Source organism: Halopseudomonas pachastrellae, from assembly GCF_900114765.1.
GTDB lineage: Bacteria > Pseudomonadota > Gammaproteobacteria > Pseudomonadales > Pseudomonadaceae > Halopseudomonas > Halopseudomonas pachastrellae.
Genome location: NZ_FOUD01000008.1, coordinates 125,213 through 146,559, shown reverse-complemented (window position 1 = coordinate 146,559; position 21,347 = coordinate 125,213). Strand labels below are relative to the sequence as shown.

At 62.9% G+C, this 21,347-nt stretch carries 21 protein-coding genes; 13 read left to right on the top strand and 8 right to left on the bottom strand.

Annotation, left to right across the window (positions count from 1 at the left end; genetic code table 11):
- Nucleotides 1–8 precede the first annotated feature (8 nt).
- Nucleotides 9–1,163 (bottom strand): benzoate/H(+) symporter BenE family transporter, encoded by a 1,155-nt coding sequence (locus BM116_RS08235; RefSeq protein WP_083723818.1) that lies wholly within the window; start codon nt 1,161–1,163, stop codon nt 9–11.
- Between the two features lie 121 nt (nt 1,164–1,284).
- Here BM116_RS08235 and BM116_RS08230 point away from each other — a divergent pair, with 121 nt between their 5' ends.
- Complete coding sequence (locus tag BM116_RS08230) at nt 1,285–1,866, top strand: helix-turn-helix domain-containing protein (protein ID WP_083723820.1); 582 nt, start codon at nt 1,285–1,287, stop codon at nt 1,864–1,866.
- Here the strand turns inward: BM116_RS08230 and BM116_RS08225 are convergent.
- Entirely contained in the window at nt 1,854–2,132 is a 279-nt protein-coding gene (locus BM116_RS08225) for a peptidylprolyl isomerase (protein ID WP_083723822.1), read from the bottom strand. The two genes, BM116_RS08230 and BM116_RS08225, sit on opposite strands and share 13 nt — an antisense overlap.
- A gap of 23 nt (nt 2,133–2,155) precedes the next feature.
- The gene (hexR, locus tag BM116_RS08220; protein WP_083724082.1) at nt 2,156–3,025 is read right to left on the bottom strand and encodes a transcriptional regulator HexR; all 870 of its coding nucleotides are present in this window, start codon (nt 3,023–3,025) and stop codon (nt 2,156–2,158) included.
- 132 nt (nt 3,026–3,157) lie between these two features.
- On the opposite strand from hexR, the gene zwf reads away from it, so the two are divergent.
- Nucleotides 3,158–4,624 (top strand): glucose-6-phosphate dehydrogenase, encoded by a 1,467-nt coding sequence (gene zwf, locus BM116_RS08215; protein ID WP_083723824.1) that lies wholly within the window; start codon nt 3,158–3,160, stop codon nt 4,622–4,624.
- Nucleotides 4,625–4,628: 4 nt separating this feature from the next.
- Here the strand turns inward: zwf and BM116_RS08210 are convergent, their stop codons facing one another.
- Nucleotides 4,629–7,478 carry a putative bifunctional diguanylate cyclase/phosphodiesterase gene (locus tag BM116_RS08210; RefSeq protein ID WP_083723826.1) on the bottom strand — a complete coding sequence of 950 codons (2,850 nt, stop codon included), beginning with the start codon at nt 7,476–7,478 and terminating at the stop codon, nt 4,629–4,631.
- Between the two features lie 298 nt (nt 7,479–7,776).
- On the opposite strand from BM116_RS08210, the gene uvrD reads away from it, so the two are divergent.
- From uvrD to BM116_RS08175, 7 genes are all read left to right on the top strand, one after another.
- Nucleotides 7,777–9,951: a DNA helicase II gene (gene uvrD, locus BM116_RS08205; protein ID WP_083723828.1), complete on the top strand. Its 2,175-nt coding sequence runs from the start codon at nt 7,777–7,779 to the stop codon at nt 9,949–9,951.
- A 160-nt stretch (nt 9,952–10,111) separates the two neighbouring features.
- Nucleotides 10,112–11,212: a TRAP transporter substrate-binding protein gene (locus BM116_RS08200; protein ID WP_083723830.1), complete on the top strand. Its 1,101-nt coding sequence runs from the start codon at nt 10,112–10,114 to the stop codon at nt 11,210–11,212.
- A 178-nt stretch (nt 11,213–11,390) separates the two neighbouring features.
- The gene (locus BM116_RS08195) at nt 11,391–12,104 is read left to right on the top strand and encodes a lipopolysaccharide kinase InaA family protein (protein WP_083723832.1); all 714 of its coding nucleotides are present in this window, start codon (nt 11,391–11,393) and stop codon (nt 12,102–12,104) included.
- Between the two features lie 14 nt (nt 12,105–12,118).
- Complete coding sequence (locus BM116_RS08190; protein ID WP_083723834.1) at nt 12,119–12,577, top strand: GNAT family N-acetyltransferase; 459 nt, start codon at nt 12,119–12,121, stop codon at nt 12,575–12,577.
- Between the two features lie 71 nt (nt 12,578–12,648).
- Nucleotides 12,649–13,101 (top strand): RDD family protein, encoded by a 453-nt coding sequence (locus tag BM116_RS08185; protein WP_083723836.1) that lies wholly within the window; start codon nt 12,649–12,651, stop codon nt 13,099–13,101.
- 11 nt (nt 13,102–13,112) lie between these two features.
- Complete coding sequence (locus tag BM116_RS08180; protein ID WP_083723838.1) at nt 13,113–13,523, top strand: thiol-disulfide oxidoreductase DCC family protein; 411 nt, start codon at nt 13,113–13,115, stop codon at nt 13,521–13,523.
- Entirely contained in the window at nt 13,516–13,902 is a 387-nt protein-coding gene (locus BM116_RS08175) for a DoxX-like family protein (RefSeq protein ID WP_083723839.1), read from the top strand. Before BM116_RS08180 ends, BM116_RS08175 begins: the two co-directional genes overlap by 8 nt.
- Here BM116_RS08175 and BM116_RS08170 read toward each other — a convergent pair.
- Complete coding sequence (locus BM116_RS08170) at nt 13,899–14,378, bottom strand: SDR family oxidoreductase (RefSeq protein WP_328586202.1); 480 nt, start codon at nt 14,376–14,378, stop codon at nt 13,899–13,901. The two genes, BM116_RS08175 and BM116_RS08170, sit on opposite strands and share 4 nt — an antisense overlap.
- Here BM116_RS08170 and BM116_RS19135 point away from each other — a divergent pair.
- Nucleotides 14,328–14,927, top strand: coding sequence for a LysR substrate-binding domain-containing protein (locus BM116_RS19135; protein WP_328586201.1), 600 nt, complete (start codon nt 14,328–14,330; stop codon nt 14,925–14,927). The genes BM116_RS08170 and BM116_RS19135 overlap by 51 nt on opposite strands.
- A 60-nt stretch (nt 14,928–14,987) precedes the next feature.
- Nucleotides 14,988–15,824: a signal peptidase I gene (lepB, locus tag BM116_RS08165; protein ID WP_139056937.1), complete on the top strand. Its 837-nt coding sequence runs from the start codon at nt 14,988–14,990 to the stop codon at nt 15,822–15,824.
- Nucleotides 15,825–15,832: 8 nt separating this feature from the next.
- Here the strand turns inward: lepB and BM116_RS08160 are convergent, their stop codons facing one another.
- Genes BM116_RS08160 through BM116_RS08150 form a run of 3 tightly spaced genes read right to left on the bottom strand, consistent with a single transcriptional unit; the run spans nt 15,833 to nt 19,234 of the window.
- Nucleotides 15,833–16,546, bottom strand: coding sequence for a dual specificity protein phosphatase family protein (locus tag BM116_RS08160; protein ID WP_083723844.1), 714 nt, complete (start codon nt 16,544–16,546; stop codon nt 15,833–15,835).
- On the bottom strand, nt 16,533–17,276 hold the full coding sequence (locus BM116_RS08155; protein ID WP_083723846.1) for a phosphatase PAP2 family protein: 744 nt from the start codon (nt 17,274–17,276) through the stop codon (nt 16,533–16,535). Before BM116_RS08155 ends, BM116_RS08160 begins: the two co-directional genes overlap by 14 nt.
- Entirely contained in the window at nt 17,273–19,234 is a 1,962-nt protein-coding gene (locus BM116_RS08150; protein WP_083723848.1) for an LTA synthase family protein, read from the bottom strand. The genes BM116_RS08155 and BM116_RS08150 overlap by 4 nt, the downstream gene beginning before the upstream one ends.
- 114 nt (nt 19,235–19,348) lie before the next feature.
- Between BM116_RS08150 and BM116_RS08145 the strand changes: the two genes are divergently transcribed.
- Together BM116_RS08145 and BM116_RS08140 are read left to right on the top strand one after the other, a co-directional pair.
- A complete protein-coding gene (locus tag BM116_RS08145) occupies nt 19,349–20,026 on the top strand; it encodes a response regulator transcription factor (RefSeq protein WP_083723850.1) in 678 nt (225 codons plus the stop codon).
- Nucleotides 20,023–21,285: a sensor histidine kinase gene (locus tag BM116_RS08140; protein WP_083723852.1), complete on the top strand. Its 1,263-nt coding sequence runs from the start codon at nt 20,023–20,025 to the stop codon at nt 21,283–21,285. Before BM116_RS08145 ends, BM116_RS08140 begins: the two co-directional genes overlap by 4 nt.
- Nucleotides 21,286–21,347: the final 62 nt, after the last annotated feature.

The following is a 21,347-nucleotide window of genomic DNA, read 5'->3' as shown; positions in this document are numbered from 1 at the left end:
GGTGGCAATCAGCGGCGCGGCAGGCGCAGCACCAGTAAGCCCAGCAGCAGCCCCCAGAAGGCGCTGCCGATACCCCACAGGGCAAGACCCGAGGCAGTCACCAGGAAGGTCAGAAACGCAGCTTCGCGTTGTGATTCGTCGTGCAGTGCGGTGGCCAGAGCGTTGCCGATAGTACCGAGCAGCGCCAGCCCGGCGATCGCCATGACCAGCGCCTGCGGGAAGGCGGCAAACAGGCTGGCAACGGTGGCGCCGAACAGGCCGGTCAGCAGATAGAAAAAGCCACCCCAGGCGCTGGCGCGAAAGCGCTGGCTCGGGTCCGGGTCGGCGTCCTTGCCGGCACAGATGGCGGCGCTGATGGCCGCGAGGTTGAAGGTATAGCCGCCGAAGGGGGCCAGCAGCAGGCCGGTGATCCCGGTGGTGGTCATCAACGGCGAGGCCGGCAGCTGATAACCGTTGGCGCGCAATACCGCCATGCCCGGTACGTTCTGCGAGGCCATGGTAACGATGAACAGCGGAATGCCCACCCCCAGCAGCGCCTGAACCGACAGCGCGGGCATGGTCCAGACCGGCTGCGCCAGCGACCAGTTGAGCTGCTCCAAATGCAGCTGTCCGGCCAGCGCTGCCACCAGCACACCGACCAGCAGGGTGACCGGAATCACATAGCGCGGGAATATCAGCTTGCCGGCCAGATAGCAGGCCAACATCAAACCGACTAGCAGGGTCTGTTCCTGCAACGCTCCGAACAGATTGAGGCCGAATGGCAACAGCACGCCCGCGAGCATCGCGCCAGCCAGTGACGCCGGTACCAGGCGCATGATGCGGTCAAACCAGCCCAGCAGGCCGCAGAGGGTAATCAGCGCGGCGTTGAACAGAAATACGCCAATCGCCTCATTCAGGCTGAAGCCGGGCAGGCCGGTCGCCAGGAGCGCGCCACCGGGCGTACTCCAGGCGATCAGCACCGGCGCGCGAAAGCGCAGTGACAGGCCGATACTGGTGGCCGCCATGCCGATACCCAGGGCCCACAGCCAGGAGCTGATTTCCTGCGGTGATGCACCGGCTGCCTCGGCAGCCTGGAAAATGATCACCGCCGAACTGGTGTAGCCCACCAGCACCGCGATAAAGCCGGCGGCGATGTGAGACGGGTTGAACCAGGCCTTGAGCATGTACTGTCCTCGATAGTTGGTCGTGCGTTATAGCGCACAATTGGGCGATGCTAGCACCGTGCGCTATAACGCACAAAAGGACATTGCTATGCTGAGCGGCCCTTCGATGAGCGGACCTTTGATGCAGGAAATTAATCAGTATCTGGCGGCCACCCTGCGGCAGCTGCGGACCGACCGTGGCTGGAGTCTCGATCGTGCTGCGACTGAGTGTGGCGTGAGCAAGGCGATGCTTGGCCAGATCGAGCGTGGCGAGTCCAGCCCCACGGTGGCGACGCTGTGGAAGATTGCCTCCGGCTTTGGCGCTTCGCTATCGAGCTTTCTCGAACCGCCAGCGGCTGAGCAGAGCGGTGTGACGCTGCGCAGTGCCGATGCCTTGCGCCAGCGCCCGGCGGCAGACGAGATGCTGATGGCGCCGCTGTTTCCGTATGAGCAGCGTTACGGGTTTGAGTTGTTCGAGTTCACCCTGCTGCCGGGCTATGAGCGCTTGTCAGAGCCGCACAGTGTCGGCGTGGTAGAGCATGTGGTGGTGGTGCGCGGAGAAATGGAGTTGCTGGTGCAGGGTGTTTGGCAGCCATTGAAAGAGGGTGACGCGGTGCGTTTTGCCGCCGATCAACCGCATGGTTATCGCAACGCGGGCACGCAGCCCGCCGTCTTTCATGATCTGATCTACTACCCGCCGGGCAGCGCTCGTCAGTCGCGGTAGAACACCTGCACCAGATGATAGCCAAACTGGCTTTTCACCGGGCCGTGCACCACTTTCAGCGGTTTTTTGAAGATGATCTGGTCAATGGCGCGCACCATCTGACCGGGTCGCACCTCACCCAGATCACCACCGCGCTTCTTGGACGGGCAGGTTGAATACTTTTTGGCCAGCACGTCAAAGGCTTCGCCCGCGGCGATGCGCTTTTTCAGCGCCGCGGCTTCGGCTTCGGTCTTGACCAGAATGTGGCGGGCCATGGCGACTGGCATGGGGAGACTCCTGGGGGCGGCAATTACTCGTTCAGCTCGCCGCGCTGGCTCTTGTTGGACAGGCGCAGGCCGCGCAGGCTGCGCTTGACGCTCTTGAGGTGGTTGACCAGCTCCGGCCCACGGCGCATCGCCATGCCCATGGCCAGCACGTCGATCACCACCAGATGGGCGATACGTGAGGACAATGGGGTATAGATATCGGTGTCCTCGGACACGTCGATGGGGATGTGCACCTGGCTGATATCGGCCAGCGGGGTACGGCTCGGGCACAGGCTGATCAGCGTCGCGCCGGTTTCGACCACCAGGCTGGCCGAGTGCAGCAGGTCCTTGGTGCGGCCGGTTTGCGAGATGGCAACGGCGACATCCTCCGGGCCCAGAGTAACGGCCGACATGGCCTGCATGTGCGGGTCCGAGTAGGCGGCGGTGGACACCAGCAGGCGGAAGAACTTGTGCTGGGCATCGCTGGCTACCGCACCGGAGGCGCCAAAGCCGTAGAACTCGACGCGGCGCGCGTGGGTCAGCGCGGCGATGGCCTGCTCAATGGCCACGGCATCCAGACGTTCACGCACGTCCATCAGGGTGGCCAGGGTGGTATCGAAGATCTTGTGCGACAGGGCATCGACGCTGTCGTCCTCGTTGATCGAGAACTGCCCGAAGCTGGCGCCGGCAGCAAGGCTTTGTGCCAGCTTGAGCTTGAGATCCTGAAATCCGCTGCAGCCAATCGCGCGGCAGAAGCGTACGATGGTGGGCTCGCTGACACCGACCTGCTGCGACAGGTCAGCCATGGATGAATGCATCACCTGCGCCGCTTGTGCCAGCACGAAGTCGGCGACCTTGAGCTCGGACTTTCTGAGCAGGTCGCGGCTGGCGGCGATGTGCTGAAGCATGTTCACGGTGGCATGATGTCGGCGGCAGGTGAGGGCAGCGGTGCTGCCAGTTTCCATCCGGTGGTTGAGGCCGGCGGGCGTATAGCTTGTAGTTATACTACAAAAACGCCCATCGTGTGATGCAGGGGAGGGCAGAGCGTGGCTCAGGCGGGTATCAGTTGTGACATCGTGGTCTTCGGCGGCACGGGCGATCTGGCCATGCGCAAGCTGTTGCCGGCGCTCTACTATCTGCACCGTGACGGCCACCTGCATCCCGATACGCGCATTCTTGCGCTGGCCCGCGCCCAGCACAGCCTGGAGAGTTACGGCAAGCTGGTCAAACGGCACGTCAGCCAGCATGTGGCCCGTGGTGACTTTGATGTGGTCCACTGGGAGCAGTTTGCCAAGCGCCTGGACTACCTGTCGCTGGATGTCAGTCAGCGGGTTGCCTTTCCGCGCCTGACCAAGGTCCTGAGCCCCGGCACCGGGCGTGTGCGGGTGTTCTATCTGGCAACCATGCCCGGGCTGTTTGCTGCTACGGTGCAGCATCTGTCGTCGGTCGGGCTGGTTGATGAGCACGCCCGGGTGGTGCTGGAGAAACCGCTGGGCGAGAGTCTGGAAACCGCCAACGAAATCAATGATCGCATCGGCAAGGTGTTCGATGAGACACGGGTGTTTCGTATCGATCATTACCTCGGTAAGGAGGCGGTGCAGAACCTGCTGGCGCTGCGCTTTGGTAATGCGCTGTTTGAGCCGCTGTGGCGCAATGCGCATATCGACCATGTGCAGATCAGCGTGCTCGAAAGTGTCGGTGTTGAGAACCGTGGCGATTACTACGACCGGGCAGGTGCCATGCGCGACATGGTGCAGAACCACCTGTTGCAATTGCTCTGCCTGGTGGCCATGGAAGCGCCGGTGCATTTCGAGCCCGAGGCGGTGCGCAACGAGAAGCTGAAGATCCTTGAGGCCCTGCGGCCGATTACCGGCATGGATGTACAGGACCGCACGGTGCGCGGGCAGTACGGTGCGGGTCAGCATGCTGGCGAGCGCATGCCCGCCTATTACTTCGAGAAAAAGGTCGATCACGACAGCAACACCGAGACCTTTGTTGCGCTCAAGACCGAGGTCGACAACTGGCGCTGGGCAGGCGTGCCGTTCTATCTGCGTACCGGCAAGTGCATGGCGCAGCGCAAGTCGGAAATCGTCATCCAGTTCAAACCGGTCCCCCATCGATTGTTCCCGCGCAGCGGCGACAACCCTGAAAACAACCGGTTGATCATCAGCTTGCAGCCAGATGAAGGTATTCGCCTGTCACTGATGGCCAAGTCGCCGGGGCGCGGCATGGGGCTGCAGAATGTGGATCTGAACCTGGATTTTGCCGCCGCCTTTACCCGGCGCCGCTGGGACGCCTACGAGCGCCTGTTGCTGGATGTGATCGAGGGCGACGCGACGCTGTTCATGCGCCGTGATGAGATCGAGGCGGCCTGGCGCTGGGTTGATCCGATCATCGAGGGCTGGGGCGACTTTTACCGCTCACCCAAGCCCTATGCCGCCGGCAGCTGGGGCCCTGATGCCGCCGACAGCCTGCTGGAGCGCCTTGGCCACAGCTGGCTCGACCCGCGCTGAGCGGTTACTCGAGCAGCTGGCTGCTGTTCTGTTCCAGTAGCAGGGTAAAGGCATCTGCCTCGATGGGCCGGCTGATCAGGTAGCCCTGCACTTCGTCGCAGCCGTTGGCCTTGAGGAAGTTCAGCTGGCCCTCGTGTTCGACCCCCTCTGCCACCACCTTGAGCGACAGGCTGCGCGCCATGGCGATGATCGCCAGTACGATGGCGTTGTCGGCGTTGGCTGCATCCAGCTCGGCAACGAAGGCGCGGTCGATTTTCAGCGTGCTGATCGGGAAGCGCTTGAGGTAGGCCAGCGATGAGTAGCCGGTGCCAAAGTCATCGACCGACAGGCTTACACCCAAAGCCCGCAGCGCGGCAATGTTGTCGGCGACCTGGTCACTGAGTTCGGCCAGCATGCTTTCGGTCAGTTCCAGCTCAAGCAGGCGGGCGGGCAGGTTGTAGCGTTGCAGGGTCAGGCGCACGCGCTCGGCAAAGCCTTCCTGGCGCAGCTGCTGGACCGACAGGTTGACCGACACCGCAACCGACTGCGGCCCCTGATGGCACCAGTGCGCGGCCTGCTCGCAGGCGATATCCAGCACCTTTTGCCCCAGCGCCACGATCATGCCGGTTTCCTCGGCGATGGTGATGAAGTCGCCGGGCATGAGCAGCCCTTTGTCCGGGTGCTGCCAGCGCACCAGTGCCTCGGCGCTGCCGATGCGGTCGCTGGCCAGGTGCAGCTTGGGTTGAAAGTGTACGATCAGCTGGTCTTCGTCGATGGCCTTGCGCAGCTGATTCTCCAGTTGCAGCCGCTCCAGGCTGTAGGCGCGCAGCTCGCGGGTGTAGAACTGCCAGCGGTTACCACCCAGATGCTTGGCGTGTTGCATCGCCTGGTTGGCCTGGGTGACCAGCAGGAGGCTGTCGCGAGCGGTGGCCGGGAACACGCTGATGCCGATGGAGGCGGTGGTTACCAGCTCGTGCTCGGCCACCAGCATCGGTTTGCGCAGGGCTTCGAGCAACTGGCTGGCCAGCGCGCCGAGTTTCTGTTCGTCGTCGGCCTGCTCGACGATCACGACAAATTCGTCTGCCGACAGTCGCGCCAGGGTGTGCTGACTGTCGACCTCGGTACTGAGCCGGCGCGCCACCTCCTGCAGCAGACCGTCTGCCACGGCGTGGCCCAGGGTGACGTTGATGTGCTTGAAGCGGTCCAGGTCTATGTGCAGCAGCGCAACCGCGTGGTGATGCTGGCGGGCGCGGGCAACTGCGTCTTGCAGGCGGTCGGTAAACAGGCTGCGGTTGGCCAGCTGGGTCAGCGGATCGTAGTTGGTCAGGTACTGCAGCTGTTCTTCGGTCTGCCGGTGGGTAGTCAGGTCGGCGAAGAAGCCAACATAGTGCGTCAGCTGTCCACCGGCGCTGCGCACGACCGCCAGCTGCAGCCAGACGGGGAACAGCTCTCCGTTGCGGCGGCGGGCAGTCATTTCGCCTTGCCAGCGGTCCTGGTTGTTGAGCAGTTGCTGCAGGTGGAGGAATTGCTGGCGCAGATCCTCGCTGCCGCTGATGTCCAGAATGTTGTGGCCAACGGCGTCTTGCTGCGCCCGCCCGGTGATCACGGTGTAGGCCTGATTGACGGCGAGGATATCCAGCGTCGGTCCGAGGATGAAAATACCCTCGCTGGTGGCCTCGAATACGGTAGATGCCAGCTGCGCCTGCTCGTCCTGGTGCTTGCGTGCGCTGATATCGCGGCGGGTGCCTATCATGCGCAGCACACGCCCGTCAGCGGCACGCTCCACTGCGCGCCCGCTGTCCTCCACCCAAAGCCAGTGCCCGCCGCTGTGGCGTACCCGGTACTCCATGCGGTAGGCAGCGGTCTGGCTTTTCATGTGTCGAACGAGCGTGCGGCGCACCATGGTGACATCTGCCGGGTGTACCAGCGGGCGAAGGTCCTGGCGCATGCTGGGGACGTATTCGTCCGGCATGCCGAACAGCGCGTTGAGGCGCGAGTGGTACACCTTGTCGGTGGTCAGGTCCCAGTCCCACAGGCCCAGTTGGCTGGCCTCCATGGCCAGGGTCAGCTGGGCTTTACTGGCCTGCAAATCGTGAGTGGCTTTTTCCAGCTCGGCAGTGCGCTGGTGTACCCGTTCTTCCAGATCGTCGTGGCTGTCGCGCAGGGATTGCTCGGCGCAGCGGCGCTGGCTTATCTCGCGGGTCAGCTGCTGGTTCAGTTCTTCAGTGTGCTGGTGGGCGCTGCCGAGGTTGCCCAGCAGTGCTTCGTTGCGCAGGTTGGTGACCAGGGCGTTGCGCATGGTTCGATGAATCAGCGCGGCGGCCAGCAGGATAAAGCAGAACATCATGGCGCCGGTCTGCGCCCAGACCAGGCTGCTGGGCGTGCCATCGGCCAGCAGCCAGATCACCGGCGGCAGCCAGGCGGGCAGCATGAAAGAGGCAAAGGCGCTGTAGCGCGGAGCGTAGAGTACGCCGACACAGATGCTGACGCCGCTGGCGATACTGTACATCTGCGCTTGCAGGGCAAAGTTATCCAAGGGGGTCAGGGCGATATGCACCCAGCTTAGACAGAGCCCGGAGGCGAGGTTGCCGAGATGGAAAAAGAGGCTCCAGCGGCGTTGCAGGCGCTGTTGTGCCGAGGCCTGCCAGTAACGGTTTACCAGTAATTGACGGGTTGCCACCAACAGGCCAAGCAGGGCTATCCACACCAGCAGACTGCTGCGTGCGCTATGGGCCCAGGCGAGCGGAGCTATTAAAACGGCGCTGACCAGTAATAGCCATTGCGGCAAGCGTGACTGGGCGTACAGCTGGTTCAACTGTTGCAGGCGCAGCTCGTCACGGGGAATGGGGCTAAAGGCCGCGGAACCAGAACTCATGCGGCTGCTGTGCTCCGTAGTCCGTTGACGTTGGTTGTTGTCATTGTTTTGTCTGTCAGTTCGGCTTGTGTGCTCTCCCAACCTTACACCAGGGGAGGTGCCCGGCACAGTCCCTGGTGCGCAAAAAATAGCTGGCCAAGGTCTCTATCTCGGGAATCCGGCGCAGGCAATCAGCAGCTGGGCGGATGAGCGCCGGGTCCGCCAGTCACGGGGCCGGTGACGGGATGGCAGTGGCGCGTGTGCGCCTGTACTGAAATTGCATATTTGAATTCAGCAGGCAGCCCACTAGAATGCCGCGATGGATATTTCCCACCTGCTTAATTCGCTTAACGAAGCCCAGCGTCAGGCGGTCAGCGCCGCCGTTGGTCAGCAACTGGTACTGGCCGGGGCCGGCTCCGGCAAAACCCGCGTACTGGTACACCGCATAGCCTGGCTGGTGCAGGTCGAACAGGCCTCGCCCTGGAGCATTCTGTCGGTCACCTTCACCAATAAGGCCGCCCACGAGATGCGCGGGCGGATCGAGCAGCTGCTCGGCATTTCGCCGCAGGGCATGTGGGTAGGCACCTTCCACGGCCTGGCGCACCGTCTGCTGCGGGCGCACTGGCGTGAGGCCGGTCTGGTTGAACAGTTTCAGATTCTCGACAGCGATGACCAGCAGCGACTGGTCAAGCGGGTTATCCGTGAGCTGGGGCTGGACGACAACCAGTGGGCGCCCCGCCAGGCCCAATGGTGGATCAATTCGCAGAAGGACGAAGGCCTGCGTCCGCAGCACATCCAGCCGGCGGGCGACCTGTATATGACCACCATGGTGCGGATTTACGAGGCCTACGAGCAGGCCTGTAACCGCGCCGGCGCCGTCGATTTTGCCGAGTTGCTGCTGCGCTCGCTTGAGCTGTGGCGCGACAACCCGGCCCTGCGTGAGCAGTACCGAGCGCGCTTCCGGCACATCCTGGTTGACGAGTTCCAGGATACCAACGCCGTGCAATACGCCTGGCTGCGCCACCTGGCGGGCAATTCACCCAGCCTGATGGTGGTGGGCGACGACGACCAGTCGATCTACGGCTGGCGTGGCGCACGCATCGAGAACATCCAGCAGTTCCAGACCGACTATCCGAACGCCGAGATGATCCGTCTTGAGCAGAACTACCGCTCTACTGCGACCATCCTCAAAGCAGCCAACGCGCTGATCGGCAACAACGCCGGGCGTCTGGGCAAGGAGCTTTGGACCGACGGCAACGAAGGCGAGCCGATTGCCCTGTATGCCGGCTTCAACGAGCAGGACGAGGCGCGCTTTATTGTTGAGCGCATTGAGCAGGGCATTCGCGACGGTCTGAGCCGCAGCGAGATTGCCATTCTTTACCGTTCCAACGCCCAGTCTCGGGTGCTGGAAGAGGCGCTGCTGCGCAGCGGCATTCCCTACCGCATCTACGGCGGCCAGCGCTTTTTTGAACGGGCCGAAATCAAGAACGCCATGGCGTATCTACGCCTGATGGGCAGCCGCGGCGATGACGGCGCGCTGGAGCGCATCATCAACCTGCCCACCCGTGGCATTGGCGACAAGACCGTCGAGCTGCTGCGCCAGCAGGCGCGTGAGCAGGATGTCTCTATGTGGCAGGCGGCCTGCGATCTGCTCGACAACAAGGGCTTGCCGGGCCGGGCCGCCAATGCGGTGCAGGGCTTTATGGTGCTGATCGAAGAGATGGCGGAGCGCGCCGAGGGCCTGCCGCTCTACAGTCAGGCCCAGATCGCCATCGAGCACAGCGGCCTGCTGCGTTTTCACGAGCAGGAGAAGGGCGACAAGGGCCAGGCCCGGGTAGAGAACCTGGAAGAACTGGTGTCCGCCGCCCGGGGCTTCGAGAACGATATGGCCGATGCCGAAGACGAGGGCGACGTGCTGCTGGCGTTTCTCGCCCACGCCTCGCTGGAAGCCGGTGAAACTCAGGCAGACCGCTTTGAAGACAGTGTGCAGCTGATGACCCTGCACAGCGCCAAGGGTCTGGAGTTTCCGCTGGTGTTCATGGCGGGCGTCGAAGAAGGCCTGTTCCCGCACAAGATGAGCCTGGAAGACCCGGGCCGCCTGGAGGAAGAGCGCCGCCTGGCTTACGTCGGTATCACCCGGGCGATGCAGCAACTGGTGATCACCTGGGCAGAAACCCGCCGTCTGTACGGCAGCGAAACCTTCAACAAGGTCTCGCGCTTTGTCCGCGAAATTCCGGGGGAGCTGATTCAGGAGGTCCGACTGGGCAGCCAGGTCAGCCGCCCGTTCGGCCCGGCCAAGGGCGGGCTGTTCGCCAATGAGGCCACAGAAAACACCGGTTTTGCCCTCGGCCAGCGCGTGGAACACGCGCTGTTCGGTGAGGGCGTGGTACTCAACTACGAAGGCCAGGGCGCGCAGGCGCGCATCCAGGTCAACTTTGACGACGAAGGCAGCAAGTGGCTGATGGTGGCTTATGCCAAGCTGCAGCCGCTTTAGGCGGCTGCAGCGGCTGGAAGCTGGAGGCTGAAAGCTGAAAGCAGTACGCCGCCGGCTTGACCGCCAGGGCCTGACCCAGCACATCATTAGCTTCTAGCTTCTAGCTTCTAGCTTCTAGCTTCTAGCTTCTAGCTTCCGACCTGACGAGAGACAAGAGCAAATGGATAGACGTAATTTACTGACCGCTGCTGGCCTTGGTCTTGGGGCGGTGGCGCTGGCTGGGTGCAAGGATGACAGTGCGCCGGCGGGTGAGGCGAGTGGTGCGCCGGAGCAGCGTTTTCGCTGGAAAATGGTTACCTCCTGGCCGGAGAACTTCCCCGGTCTGGGCACCACCGCCCAGCGTTTTGCCGACACGGTGGCGCGTCTGTCCAATGGCCGTTTGAGCATTCAGGTGTTTGCCGCTGGTGCACTGGTACCGGCGCTGGAAGTCTTTGATGCGGTCTCCAGCGGTACCGCCGAGTTGGGCCACAGCGCGGCCTACTACTGGAAGGGCAAGAGCGCTGCAGCCCCTTTCTTCACCGCCGTGCCCTTTGGCATGAATGCCCAGGAAATGAACGCCTGGTTGTACGAAGGCGGCGGGCTGGAGTTGTGGCAGAAGGCCTATGATCCGCTGGGTGTAGTGCCTTTGCCCTGTGGTAACACCGGCGTGCAGATGGCCGGCTGGTTCAACAAGGAAATCAACAGCCTGGACGACCTGCAGGGCCTGAAAATCCGCATGCCCGGCTTTGGCGGCGAAGTGCTGGCGCGAGCCGGCGCTACCACCGTCAACCTGCCCGGCAGCGAAATCTTTACCTCGCTGCAGACCGGCGTGATCGACGCCAGCGACTGGGTCAGCCCCTACAACGACTTGGCTTTCGGCCTGTATCAGGCGGCCAAGTACTACTACTACCCCGGCTGGCAGGAGCCCTGCGCCGTGCTGGAGCTGACGGTCAACAAGCAGAAGCTCGCCGAACTGCCGGATGACCTGCGCGCCATCGTCATCGAGGCCGCGCGTTCAACCAACCAGGCCATGCTGGACGAGTACGGCCGCCGCAACGCCGAGGCCCTGCATACGCTGGTCAATGAGCATGGCGTACAACTGCGTCGCCTGCCTGACTCGGTGCTCGACCGCCTGCGCGACATCAGCGGCGATGTGCTGGAAGAAACCGCCGCGATGGACCCGCTTAACCGTGAGGTCTGGGATTCCATGCAGGCCTTCCGCGAGCGCATTCAGGCCTGGCACGCGCTGGGCGAGAAGGCGATGTACGATTTGCGCGGTTGAACACGCTCCTGGCGCTAGTCAGCTCGTTCGCCGATGATCGCGGCTGAAGTATTTGTTTTGACCACACGTGGCATTAGTGGGTAAGGTGATTTGCGTTTATAAAAAATCACCTGTCCCACTGGCGCAGTCTTTGCAGTTCGACGTCAGACAGTGCGTGACGACAGCGAGGCATGACAAGATGGTAGACAAGACGCATCCCGCGTTCAGTGATTGGTGGGCCCGCGAGGGCGACTGGGTAGAAGAGCCCAACGAGCGCCGCGACGGCAACAGCGGCGTTCAGCGGCTGACCGATCAAGATCCCACCCTGTATCTCAAACGCCAGACCGGCCATCTCAGCCGCTCGCTGCGTTATCCCCTTGGACGTCCCACTGTGGTGCGTGAAGCCTGGGCATTGGAGGCTTATCGTTCCGCCGGTGTGCGTGTGCCGCAGATCCGCTTTGCGGGTGCGCGCAAGCATCAGGGCCAGTGGCAGGGGTTGCTGGTGACCGAAGAACTGCGTGATTTCATCAGTCTCGATGAGTGGTATGCCAGCGATGCCAGAGCGCAGCATGGCGAAGCCGTGCACCGCCATCTGTTGCGCGAGCTGGCCAGCTGCCTGAGCTTGGCGCATAACGCCGGGCTGCAGCACGGTTGCCTGTACTCCAAACACATCTTCATCCGGGTACGCAGCCGAGGGGTGGAAATCGCGCTGCTTGACCTAGAGAAATGTCGCCGCCGCTGGCGCCGCAGCGCCGCCGTGCGCCACGACTTGAAGCAACTGTATCGCCACCGAGGGCCGATGCCCGAGGCGGACTGGTTCCAGTTGCTGGAGGATTATCGCCAGGTGGCTGAGATCCTGCCCAGCGAACGCCTGCTGGGTCGCAAGACGCCGGTTCGGCCGCATCAGGCCTGAGCGCGGCCCTGTCGTTGACTAACACGCGCGTAACCCTCGCCGCCCCGGCCGACGCCGAGCGGGTAGGAGTGCTGTTTGATCTGTACCGCCAGTTCTACGAGCAAGCTGCCGATCTGCCCGGGGCAATTGCCTACCTGCAAGCCCGCTTGCAGAACGGCGAGTCTGTGGTGCTTATGGCAGAGACTGCTGATGGCCAGCTGGTGGGCTTCTGCCAGCTGTACCCGACCTTCTGTTCGGTGGATATGGCGCCGATTTGCGTGCTTTACGATCTGTTTGTTGCCGCTGACTTTCGTCGTCAGGGCATTGCGGAGCAGTTGCTGACGGCTGCCGGGCAGCAGGCCAAGGCTCGCGGTGCAGTGCGTATGGAGCTGGCGACGGCGATCACCAATACGCCTGCCCAGCGGCTTTACGAGTCGACCGGCTGGGTCCGTGATGAGGTCTTTTTCCATTACGCCATGACGCTCACAGATTAAGCTCGGCCGGCCCACGCCGCAGGCCAAGCCTGATATGCTCGCGGGATTCTCATCTGCCCAAGGGACTGACCATGAACGAACCCCAATACGCCGGTTTCTGGCTGCGTTTCGGCGCAACCATTATTGATTCTGTGATTTTCGGGCTGATCCTGATGGTGCCGCTGGCGCTGATCTACGGTGAAAGCTACTGGATCGATGAAACCATGGTGCACGGCGTCTGGGATGTGTTGCTCAGCTACGTTGTGCCCTTTATCGCCACGCTCTGGTTCTGGCGCCGCTTTCTTGGTACGCCGGGCAAGATGTTGCTGCGTCTGCGGGTGGTTGATGCGCGCACTGGCGAGCCACTGCCGCTGGGCCAGTGTGTGCTGCGCTATATCGGTTATTTCGTGTCTGCCTTGCCGTTGTGTCTGGGCTTTCTCTGGGTGGCCTTTGATTCACGCAAGCAGGGTTGGCACGACAAGATTGGCGGCAGTGTGGTGATCGTCGAGCCCCGTGAGCCGGTGCGCTTCGAAGGCCGAGGGTAAGGGACGCAAGCATGAGCGTGGCCGAGGGGCCGGTGATTCTGTTCGATGGGGTCTGCAAGCTCTGCAGCGCCTGGGCCAATTTCATCATCGAGCACGACACTGAGCATCGCTTCCGGCTCTGCAGCGTGCAGTCGGCTGCTGGGCAGCGGCTGCTGGGGCAACACGGCTATCCGACCGATACCTTTGAAACCATGTTGGTGAGCGATGGCGAGCGCTGCTTCGAGAAGAGCGCCGCCTTCTTCTTCGTCATGAACCGGCTTGGCTGGCCGTGGCGCGGCTTGCTGGTATTTCGGCTGATTCCGCGCCCGCTGCGCGACTGGTTGTACGACCGCATTGCGCTGAATCGCTACCGGCTGTTCGGCCGATACGAGCTGTGCCAGCTGCCGTCAGCCGATCACGCCGGGCGTTTTGTCGATGAGTAGCGGTGAGTCGCTGAAGCTGGCCCGCTGGTGTCGCTGGATGCTGGCGTTTGTCTTCATCTATCACGGTCTGGTGCCCAAGTTGCTGTTTCTCAGCCCGGTTGAGGTGCAGATGGTCGATGCGGCTGGTCTGGGGTTGAACGCGCAGGTCATCTCGCCACTGGCCGGCGTGGCTGAAGTGTTGCTTGGGCTGCTGATTCTGTTTGGCTGGTTCGGCCGCTGGCCGGTACTCGCCGCCGCCGCCGGACTGGTCGGGCTGCTTGGTTATGTGGCGCTGTTCGCCCCGATGCTGCTGATCGGGGCGTTCAACCCGGTGACAAGCAATTTGCCGCCGTTGCTGCTCTGCGTGCTTATCTATCGCCTCGAAAAGGGGGCTGGCTAGGCAAAACCGCCGTTGGCGCGCAGCACCTGACCGTTGACCCAGCCGCCGTCCTTGCTGCAGAGAAAGGCCACGGTGTTGGCGATATCCTCCGGCTCGCCCAGGCGCTCCAGCGGGTTCATCGCCGCCAGCTGGGCGATCTGCTCCGGCGTTTTCCCCTTGAAGAACAGCTCGGTCGCTACCGGCCCCGGGGCGACTGCGTTGGCGGTTATCTGGCGGCCGCGCAACTCGTTGGCGAATACCCGAACCAGCCCCTCAACCCCTGCCTTTGAGGCAATGTAGGGCCCGTACCCCGGGAAGTTACGCGCCAGCACGCTGCTGGACAGCGTGACAAAACGGCCGCCCTCACTGAGCTGTTCGCGGGCGTGGCCCATCAGCAGAAAGGTGCTGCGCAGGTTAACCGCCACACATTGATCGAAGGACTCAAGGTGCTCCAGAGCGATGTTGGCCATCGGCAGAATGCCGGCGTTGTGGACGATCGCGGCGACCGACTGGTAGACCTGGTGGCCGAGGGGGTCGACTGCGTGATTCGCAGCGGCATGCCGGAGAATTCGTCCCTGAGCGCGAAGCCGCTGGCGCTGATCCCCGAGGTAACCTGCGCCAGCCCGGCGTATCTGCAGCGCTTTGGCCGTCCGCAGCACCCGGATGCGCTGACCGAGCATCTGGCAGTCGGCTTTTTTGCCAGTCATCAGGATCGCCGCTACCCCTTCGAGTTTCTGGTCGACGGCGCGCTGCGGCGGGTTGAGCTGGCCAGCCGCATCGACGTCAATCACGCTGACAGCTATCTGGCCTGCGCCCTGCGTGGCTGTGGCCTGATTCAATTACCGCGTTACCGGGTCGAACGGCAACTGGCCAGTGGCGAGCTGGTCGAGGTGCTGGCGGCGTATCCGAGCCCCGGCTTGCCGGTGCACGCGCTGTATCCGCGCCATCGCCAGCAGTCCAGGCGGGTGCGGGTGTTCATTGACTGGGCAAGTCAGATCTACGCGGAGCGTTTTGGCCCGCTGGATCGTCGTCAGCTGCAACCCTGAGGACGAGTCGCGGTCCAACCTCGAATTGGGCCGTTGGGGCCCGCTTTCCAAGGAGTGGTTGTGCCGGCATCGTGGTCCCCCAGAGTCTGGCTCAGCGTGGTGCTGGGCATCTTCCTGCAGCCCTTTGTCTTCCTGTACGTCAACCGGCCAGGGCTGTTCTGGCTGTACCTAGTCGCCAGCTTGGTGTGCGCCGGGGTGGACTGGTACTTCGGCTGGGCGCTGACACTGCTGTTCAGCCTGTTGTGCCCACTGCATGCGGCGTTGATTGCGCGCCGCTACGACCCGGCGCAGCCACGCCGCTGGTACTGCCGCGCCTGGGTGCCGGTCGGGCTTTACCTGCTGTTGATGGGGCTAATTCTGGGTACGCGTACCTATCTGTACGAGCCCTACTCGGTGCCGTCTGCCTCCATGTACCCGGGCCTGCGTGAAGGCGACCTGTTCATCGCCCAGAAGTGGGGCTTTGCCCATCGCAGCCTGTTTGGCCTGCGCCTGCCGGGCAGCGGCCATGTGGATACCGCGCGCCTGCGCCGTGGTCAGGTCTATGTGTTTTATCCACCGGGGCACGAGGTGCTGTACGTCAAGCGCCTGATGGCCCTGCCGGGCGACATTATTGCGCTGACGCCGGACGGGGTTGTGATCAACGGCCAGACGCTGCCGCGTACCGAATTGCTGTCCGGTGCGGGCCTGCACGTTTACCGTGAGGACAACGGCCCGCAAAGCTATCGTATCCAGCAGCTGGATGACGCCCCGCCGAGCGCGGTTCGCACCTTCAAGGTGCCGGCTGGCCATTACTTCTTCCTGGGCGATAACCGCGACAACTCCAATGACAGCCGCTATTTCGGCAGCGTGCCGGCCGATCAGATTGTCGGGGAGCTGATCTGGCAGGGGAGCGAATGACGCAGGCGTCAGCCCGCGTCCATGGCCACACGTTGATCAGCCACAGGGTCGGCGCGTTGCCATAGCGCACGCAGCTGACACAACGCCAGCGCGCTGGTGCTGCACTCGCCCTCAGCCACGGCGTCGCGCACCGCAGCCACATCCACCCGGTTGAGGTAGCCGACCGCATCGGTCATCAGTTCGCCGTCGCCAAAGCCACCCTCCAGCATTTCGGCCATGGCCTGCTCGCGGCTCCAGCCATCAAACACGATCCGGTACATGGCGGCCATCAGGCCGGTGCGGTTCTGGCCGTGTTTGCAATGGATCAGCACCTTGCCTTGTTGCTGACCAGCGCGAATCTCACGCAGCACCCGAATGACATCGGTGTCGGTCACCCGGTCGGCGTGCAGCGGCTCGTGGACGGCGGTCAGGTTGCTGCCGCTCAGCCAATCGTCGTTGCGTTGGTAGAAGTTGATAACGGTACTGATGCCCTGGGCCTGCAGGGTCGGCAAATCTTCGCCATCTGGCAGTGCGCTGCGGTACAGGTTGGGCGCGATGCGGTAGAGCCGCAGTGCCGGGTCGACCGGGGTAGCCCAGTCGGCAGGGCGAGCCTGGCCCGCAGCGAGGGTGGCAGCAGGCATCTCGACCTGATCGCTGCGCAGCACGTCCGGGCGGGCGAGGGCAACGAAGGCAAGGGTCAGTAGCGGCAGGCCGGCGGCCAGCAGCAGATTACGCGGCTTCATGGCGCAGTTCCCTTGGCTGAGGAATGGTGTTTGTCTGTGCGGCCGGGCGGTACAGCAGCAGCCGGTAGCAGAGCAGCGCGATGCACCAGTCAAACAACAGCGTCCAGACGTTGTGCGAGAGAAAGTGTGCGCCCTGCATGGTGCGGCCGAGCGACAGCACGGTACCGAGTGCCAGTGCGCCGATCAGAGCGCCGCGGGCCGCCCGCGGGAAGCGGTCACGCAGGGCGAAAAACAGCGCCAGCAGCGAGAAGCCAGACGAGGCATGACCGCCGGGCCAGCAGCGGCCGGGCTGGTTGCTGTCCGGGCGGGCCGACAGTAACGGGGTGTGAATTTCGCTGCCGCCGTACTGCACCAGACTCCAGGGGCAGGGCACGTTGGTCAGTTGTTTGAGCGGAGTAACCAGACTGGTTGCCAGCGCCAGAGACAGCACCAGATAGCCCAGCTCCGCTCGCCAGCGCCGCAGACGGGTGGGCAAGAGGCTGAGTACAAAGCCGATGATTGCCAGCACGCCGATCACGATGACCGCCTGCTTGACCCTATCGTGCAGGATGTCTTCGAGGAAGAAGCTATGGCGGCCGACAAAGCCGTCGCCCGGCACGTAGAACAGGTCTGAGAACCAGAAGTCCAGTGTGCTGGTGTCGAACAGCAGCATCAGGGCCATCACCGCCGCTGGGATCAGTAGCCAGCGGCCGACCGGGAAAGGGCGCGATACGCGTGTGCTGTGGCTCATCGCTGGCTCACCTTGGTATTGCCGCTGGTGTTCGTGGGGTTCCATGCCAGCAATTGATGACCGTAGTCGTAGCTTGCCCCTTCGTAGTAAGCGATGGCGCGGCGTACCAGCGGGTCGTTGGCGTCAGCTGTTCGCTCCACGCTGAGGCCGGTGGCGTCGTCGTGGCGGCGGATCAGCCCGCGCGGACTGAGGATGGCCAGATTCTGGCCGTCGAACAGGCCCAGATGCTGATAGTTGCCGATCAGTGCGCGCCCCGGTGCGGCCTCCGGGCGCAGCAGGTTGTGGCCGAAGAAGGTCGAGGTGTAGTCCATGTTCAGCAGGCCCATCAGCGTGGGTGCCAGATCGATCTGACTGGCGACGCGGTTGTCCTCACGTGCTTCAACCAGACCCGGTGCGTAGACGAACAGCGGGATGTGGTAGTTGTGTACCGGCAAGTCTTCCTTACCGGCGCTGCCTGCGGTGTGGTCGGCCACGAAGACGAAGACCGTGTTGTTGAACCAGGGCTTCTGACGCGCCTGCTCCAGGAACTGGCCGATGGCGTAGTCGGTGTACTTCACCGCACCTTCACGGCCGGTGCCGGACGGAATATCGATGCGGCCTTCCGGGTAGCTGTAGGGGCGATGGTTGGAGGTGGTCATCAACTGCAGCAGGAACGGCTTGCCAGCGGCTGCATCGGCGTCAGCCAGCTTCAGGGTCTGCTGGTACAGGTCTTCATCGCTCATGCCCCAAGCGTTGGTAAAGGTCACCTCGTCGTCGGGCACACTGGCCTGATCGACCACGCGGTAACCGTTGCCGGCGAAGAAGGCGTTCATGTTGTCGAAGTAACCACGGCCGCCGTAAACAAACACGCTGTCGTAGCCTTCGGCGCTGAGCTGCTGGCCGAGGCTGGCGAAGCCGGTTTCGCGGCCGATGCGCTTGACGATTGAGCGACCGGGGGTCGGTGGAATAGACAGCGTGATCGCTTCCAGACCCCGGGTGGTGCGGGTGCCGGTGGCGTAAAACTGGCTGAAGTACAGGCTCTGTTTGCGCAGGGCATCGAGGTTCGGCGTCAGATTGCGCGCATCGCCTTCGCTGCCCAGGTACTTGGCGCTGAGGCTTTCGATGGTGACCAGAATCAGGTTCAGCTTGCGCGGCTGGCCCGGGTTGTCGATCTGGCGTCGAATGCCCATCGGTTCGCTGTCGACAAAGCGGGCGTTCGGCTCGCTGACTTCATCACGTAGGGTATTGGCGGCGGTGGCCTCGGGCAACTGCGGGTAGAACTGCGTGTAGTCCAGTTCGTTGTTCCGGAACGCGGCAAAGAACTGGTACGGCCCGTTACTGGCAAGCTCGTGCTGATAAGCGTTGCCGCCCGCGCTGCGCGGGAAGTTCTGACCAATGATGACAACGCTCAAGGCGATCGTGGTCACGGCGCCAGCCAGGCTGACGCCACGCTGGGGCCAGCTCAGCAGCGGCGCGGCAGCGATGCGATGCACGCGTGGCTGCAGCACCGCCGTGGTAATCACTGCGATGACGGTCAGCGCTGCCAGTAGCGGATAGACCGGGTAGGACTCAAGGATGTTGTTGATCACCTCGTCGGAGTAGACCAGATAGTCGACCGCTATGAAGTTGAAGCGCACGCCGAACTCATCCCAGAACAGCCATTCGGCCACGGCGGTAAACAGCATCAGGAACACGCCGATGGTCATGGCCACCTGCAGCACCCGCAGATGCCAGCGCTTGCGCCAGAGCCAGTCCGGGCACAGCAGCAGGTAAAGCGCCAGCGGCGCGAGGGCATAGAGCAGGAAGCTGACATCGTAGATCACACCCTGGCCGTACAGGCGCAGCACACCGCCCGGGCTGAGCTGGGCTTCGCTCAGGTGGGTCAGCAGCAGGATCGAGCGGGTAATGAAGAAAACCCCGAGCCAGAGGGCTGCGAGCAGGCCAAGGAAGCGGGCTTGGGCGGATTTGAGCAGGTGCATGTGACGGTCCATGGTTGAAATCGACCGTCGCAGTGTGGTGATCTTGCTGTCGGCGCAGCGTCAACGCGCTGTGAAAATTTCGTTAAGCTGCGCTGTTTCTGGAGAGCCCCCTGCATGCGTATTCTGGTCATCGAGGATAACCGCGACATCCTCGCCAACGTGATGGATTACCTGCAGCTCAAGGGCTACACGGTGGATTGCGCACAGGACGGGGTGTCCGGATTACATCTGGCCGTGAGCGATCATTACGACCTGATCGTGCTCGACATCATGCTGCCCGGCATGGACGGTTATCAGCTCTGTCAGCGGTTGCGCGAAGACGCCGGCCGCGATACGCCGATCATCATGCTGACCGCCCGCGATGCGCTGGATGATCGGCTCAAGGGCCTCAAGGTCGGTGCGGATGACTACCTGCTCAAACCCTTCGCCCTGTCGGAGTTGGTGGCCCGCATCGAAGCCATTTTGCGCCGCAGCAGTGGCGGCGGTCGGCACCGGCTTGAGGTTGGCGACTTGAGCTATGACTTGGACACTTTGCAGGTCAGCCGCGCCGGCAAGCTGCTCAAGCTGAATCCGGTCGGCCTCAAATTGCTGGAAGTGCTGATGCGCAAGAGCCCGGCGGTGATTCGTCGCAACGTGCTGGAGGAAGCATTGTGGGGTGATGAGCTGCCGGACAGTGACAGCCTGCGCAGTCACATCCACCAGTTACGGCAGATCGTCGACAAACCCTTTGAAACGTCGCTGATTCACACCGTTCATGGTGTCGGCTATAGCCTTGCGGAGCCTACCCAATGATCCGCAAGCAGCCGTTGCGGCGGCGCATCGTGATTGCCTTCACCCTGATGACGCTAGCAGTCAGCGGGGTGTTTTCCCTGGGCATTGTGGCCATTGTGCACTTTGTTGAAGAGCACCTGGTCTCCCAGGAGATGGGTGAGGAACTCGATAGCGTCCTCAAGCAGGACCTGGCGCATGGGTTGCCCCCTCGACTGGATGCCAAGACGCGTTTGTATGCTTCGCACATGCCGGGCTACGAGATCCCGGCACGCTTGCGCGACATGGAGGAGGGGTTCAGCGAACTGGTTGACGACGACCATGCGGCTTACGTGTACGTGCGTCAGCTGGGCCAGCAGCGTTTTGTGCTGGTGCAGGAGCAGGCCGAATTTGAAGCGCGCGAAAGTATCCTGTTCGCCGTCGTCTTTGCCGGATTTCTGCTCAGCGTGCTGCTCGGGGCGCTGCTTGGTTGGCTGATGGCGCAGAAGATTTTGGCACCGATTATCCGCCTGGCAGGCCAGGTTCAGCACCGCGACCAGTTGCTGCCACTGGCCCCGCCGCTGGCCGCGGATTACGCCGATGATGAGGTCGGACACCTGGCCGAGGCGTTCGACGCGACCCTCAGCCAGTTACGTCGTACGCTGGAGCGCGAGCGCCTGTTCACCGGCGACGTCAGCCATGAGCTGCGCACGCCGTTGATGATCATTGCCACCTCGACCGAGCTGCTGGATGCCAGTGATCTGGGTGAGCGTGAGCGCAGACAGGTGGATCGTATTGCCCGTGCTGCCGAGGAAATGAACGAGCTGGTGGGCACCTTCATGTTGCTGGCGCGTGCCAAGGACCAGGCAGTGCGCCTGACTGGTAGTTCACGGTTGCTGGATATTGCGCGTGAACAGACCGAACGCTGGCAGCGAGGTTTTGCTGACAAGGGGCTTTCTTTTAATCTGATTGTCGAGGCAGAGGATGCGGGAAGCTACCATCCGGGGCTGCTGGCAACGGTGATGTCCAATCTGCTGCGCAATGCCTTGCACTATACCGAGCAAGGTCACGTGCGGTTGGTGTTGCAACGGGGCGGATTTCGGGTGGAAGACACCGGCCCCGGTGTACCCTCTGAGCAGCAGAGCGAGATATTCGAGCCTTTTGTGCGGGGCAGCGAAGCGCGGGGCGAAGGGCTGGGGCTTGGCCTGTCGCTGGTCAAGCGTATCTGTGCCCACCAGGGCTGGTCGGTGAGCATGCGGTCGCCGGCCTCGGGCGGCAGCTGCTTTGAAGTAACCCTTGGCTGATAGCGGGTGGTGTAACCCCGATTGCAGAGCGATCAATTGCTATTTCACGAAATTTTGACATC

Coding starts and splice junctions, on each gene's coding strand:
- BM116_RS08235 (WP_083723818.1), bottom strand. CDS start 1,163: ATGCTCAAGGCCTGGTTCAACCCGTCTCACATCGCCGCCGGCTTTATC.
- BM116_RS08230 (WP_083723820.1), top strand. CDS start 1,285: ATGCAGGAAATTAATCAGTATCTGGCGGCCACCCTGCGGCAGCTGCGG.
- BM116_RS08225 (WP_083723822.1), bottom strand. CDS start 2,132: ATGCCAGTCGCCATGGCCCGCCACATTCTGGTCAAGACCGAAGCCGAA.
- BM116_RS08210 (WP_083723826.1), bottom strand. CDS start 7,478: ATGAGTTCTGGTTCCGCGGCCTTTAGCCCCATTCCCCGTGACGAGCTG.
- uvrD (WP_083723828.1), top strand. CDS start 7,777: ATGGATATTTCCCACCTGCTTAATTCGCTTAACGAAGCCCAGCGTCAG.
- BM116_RS08200 (WP_083723830.1), top strand. CDS start 10,112: ATGGATAGACGTAATTTACTGACCGCTGCTGGCCTTGGTCTTGGGGCG.
- BM116_RS08195 (WP_083723832.1), top strand. CDS start 11,391: ATGGTAGACAAGACGCATCCCGCGTTCAGTGATTGGTGGGCCCGCGAG.
- BM116_RS08185 (WP_083723836.1), top strand. CDS start 12,649: ATGAACGAACCCCAATACGCCGGTTTCTGGCTGCGTTTCGGCGCAACC.
- BM116_RS08180 (WP_083723838.1), top strand. CDS start 13,113: ATGAGCGTGGCCGAGGGGCCGGTGATTCTGTTCGATGGGGTCTGCAAG.
- BM116_RS08175 (WP_083723839.1), top strand. CDS start 13,516: ATGAGTAGCGGTGAGTCGCTGAAGCTGGCCCGCTGGTGTCGCTGGATG.
- BM116_RS08160 (WP_083723844.1), bottom strand. CDS start 16,546: ATGAAGCCGCGTAATCTGCTGCTGGCCGCCGGCCTGCCGCTACTGACC.
- BM116_RS08155 (WP_083723846.1), bottom strand. CDS start 17,276: ATGAGCCACAGCACACGCGTATCGCGCCCTTTCCCGGTCGGCCGCTGG.
- BM116_RS08150 (WP_083723848.1), bottom strand. CDS start 19,234: ATGCACCTGCTCAAATCCGCCCAAGCCCGCTTCCTTGGCCTGCTCGCA.
- BM116_RS08145 (WP_083723850.1), top strand. CDS start 19,349: ATGCGTATTCTGGTCATCGAGGATAACCGCGACATCCTCGCCAACGTG.
- BM116_RS08140 (WP_083723852.1), top strand. CDS start 20,023: ATGATCCGCAAGCAGCCGTTGCGGCGGCGCATCGTGATTGCCTTCACC.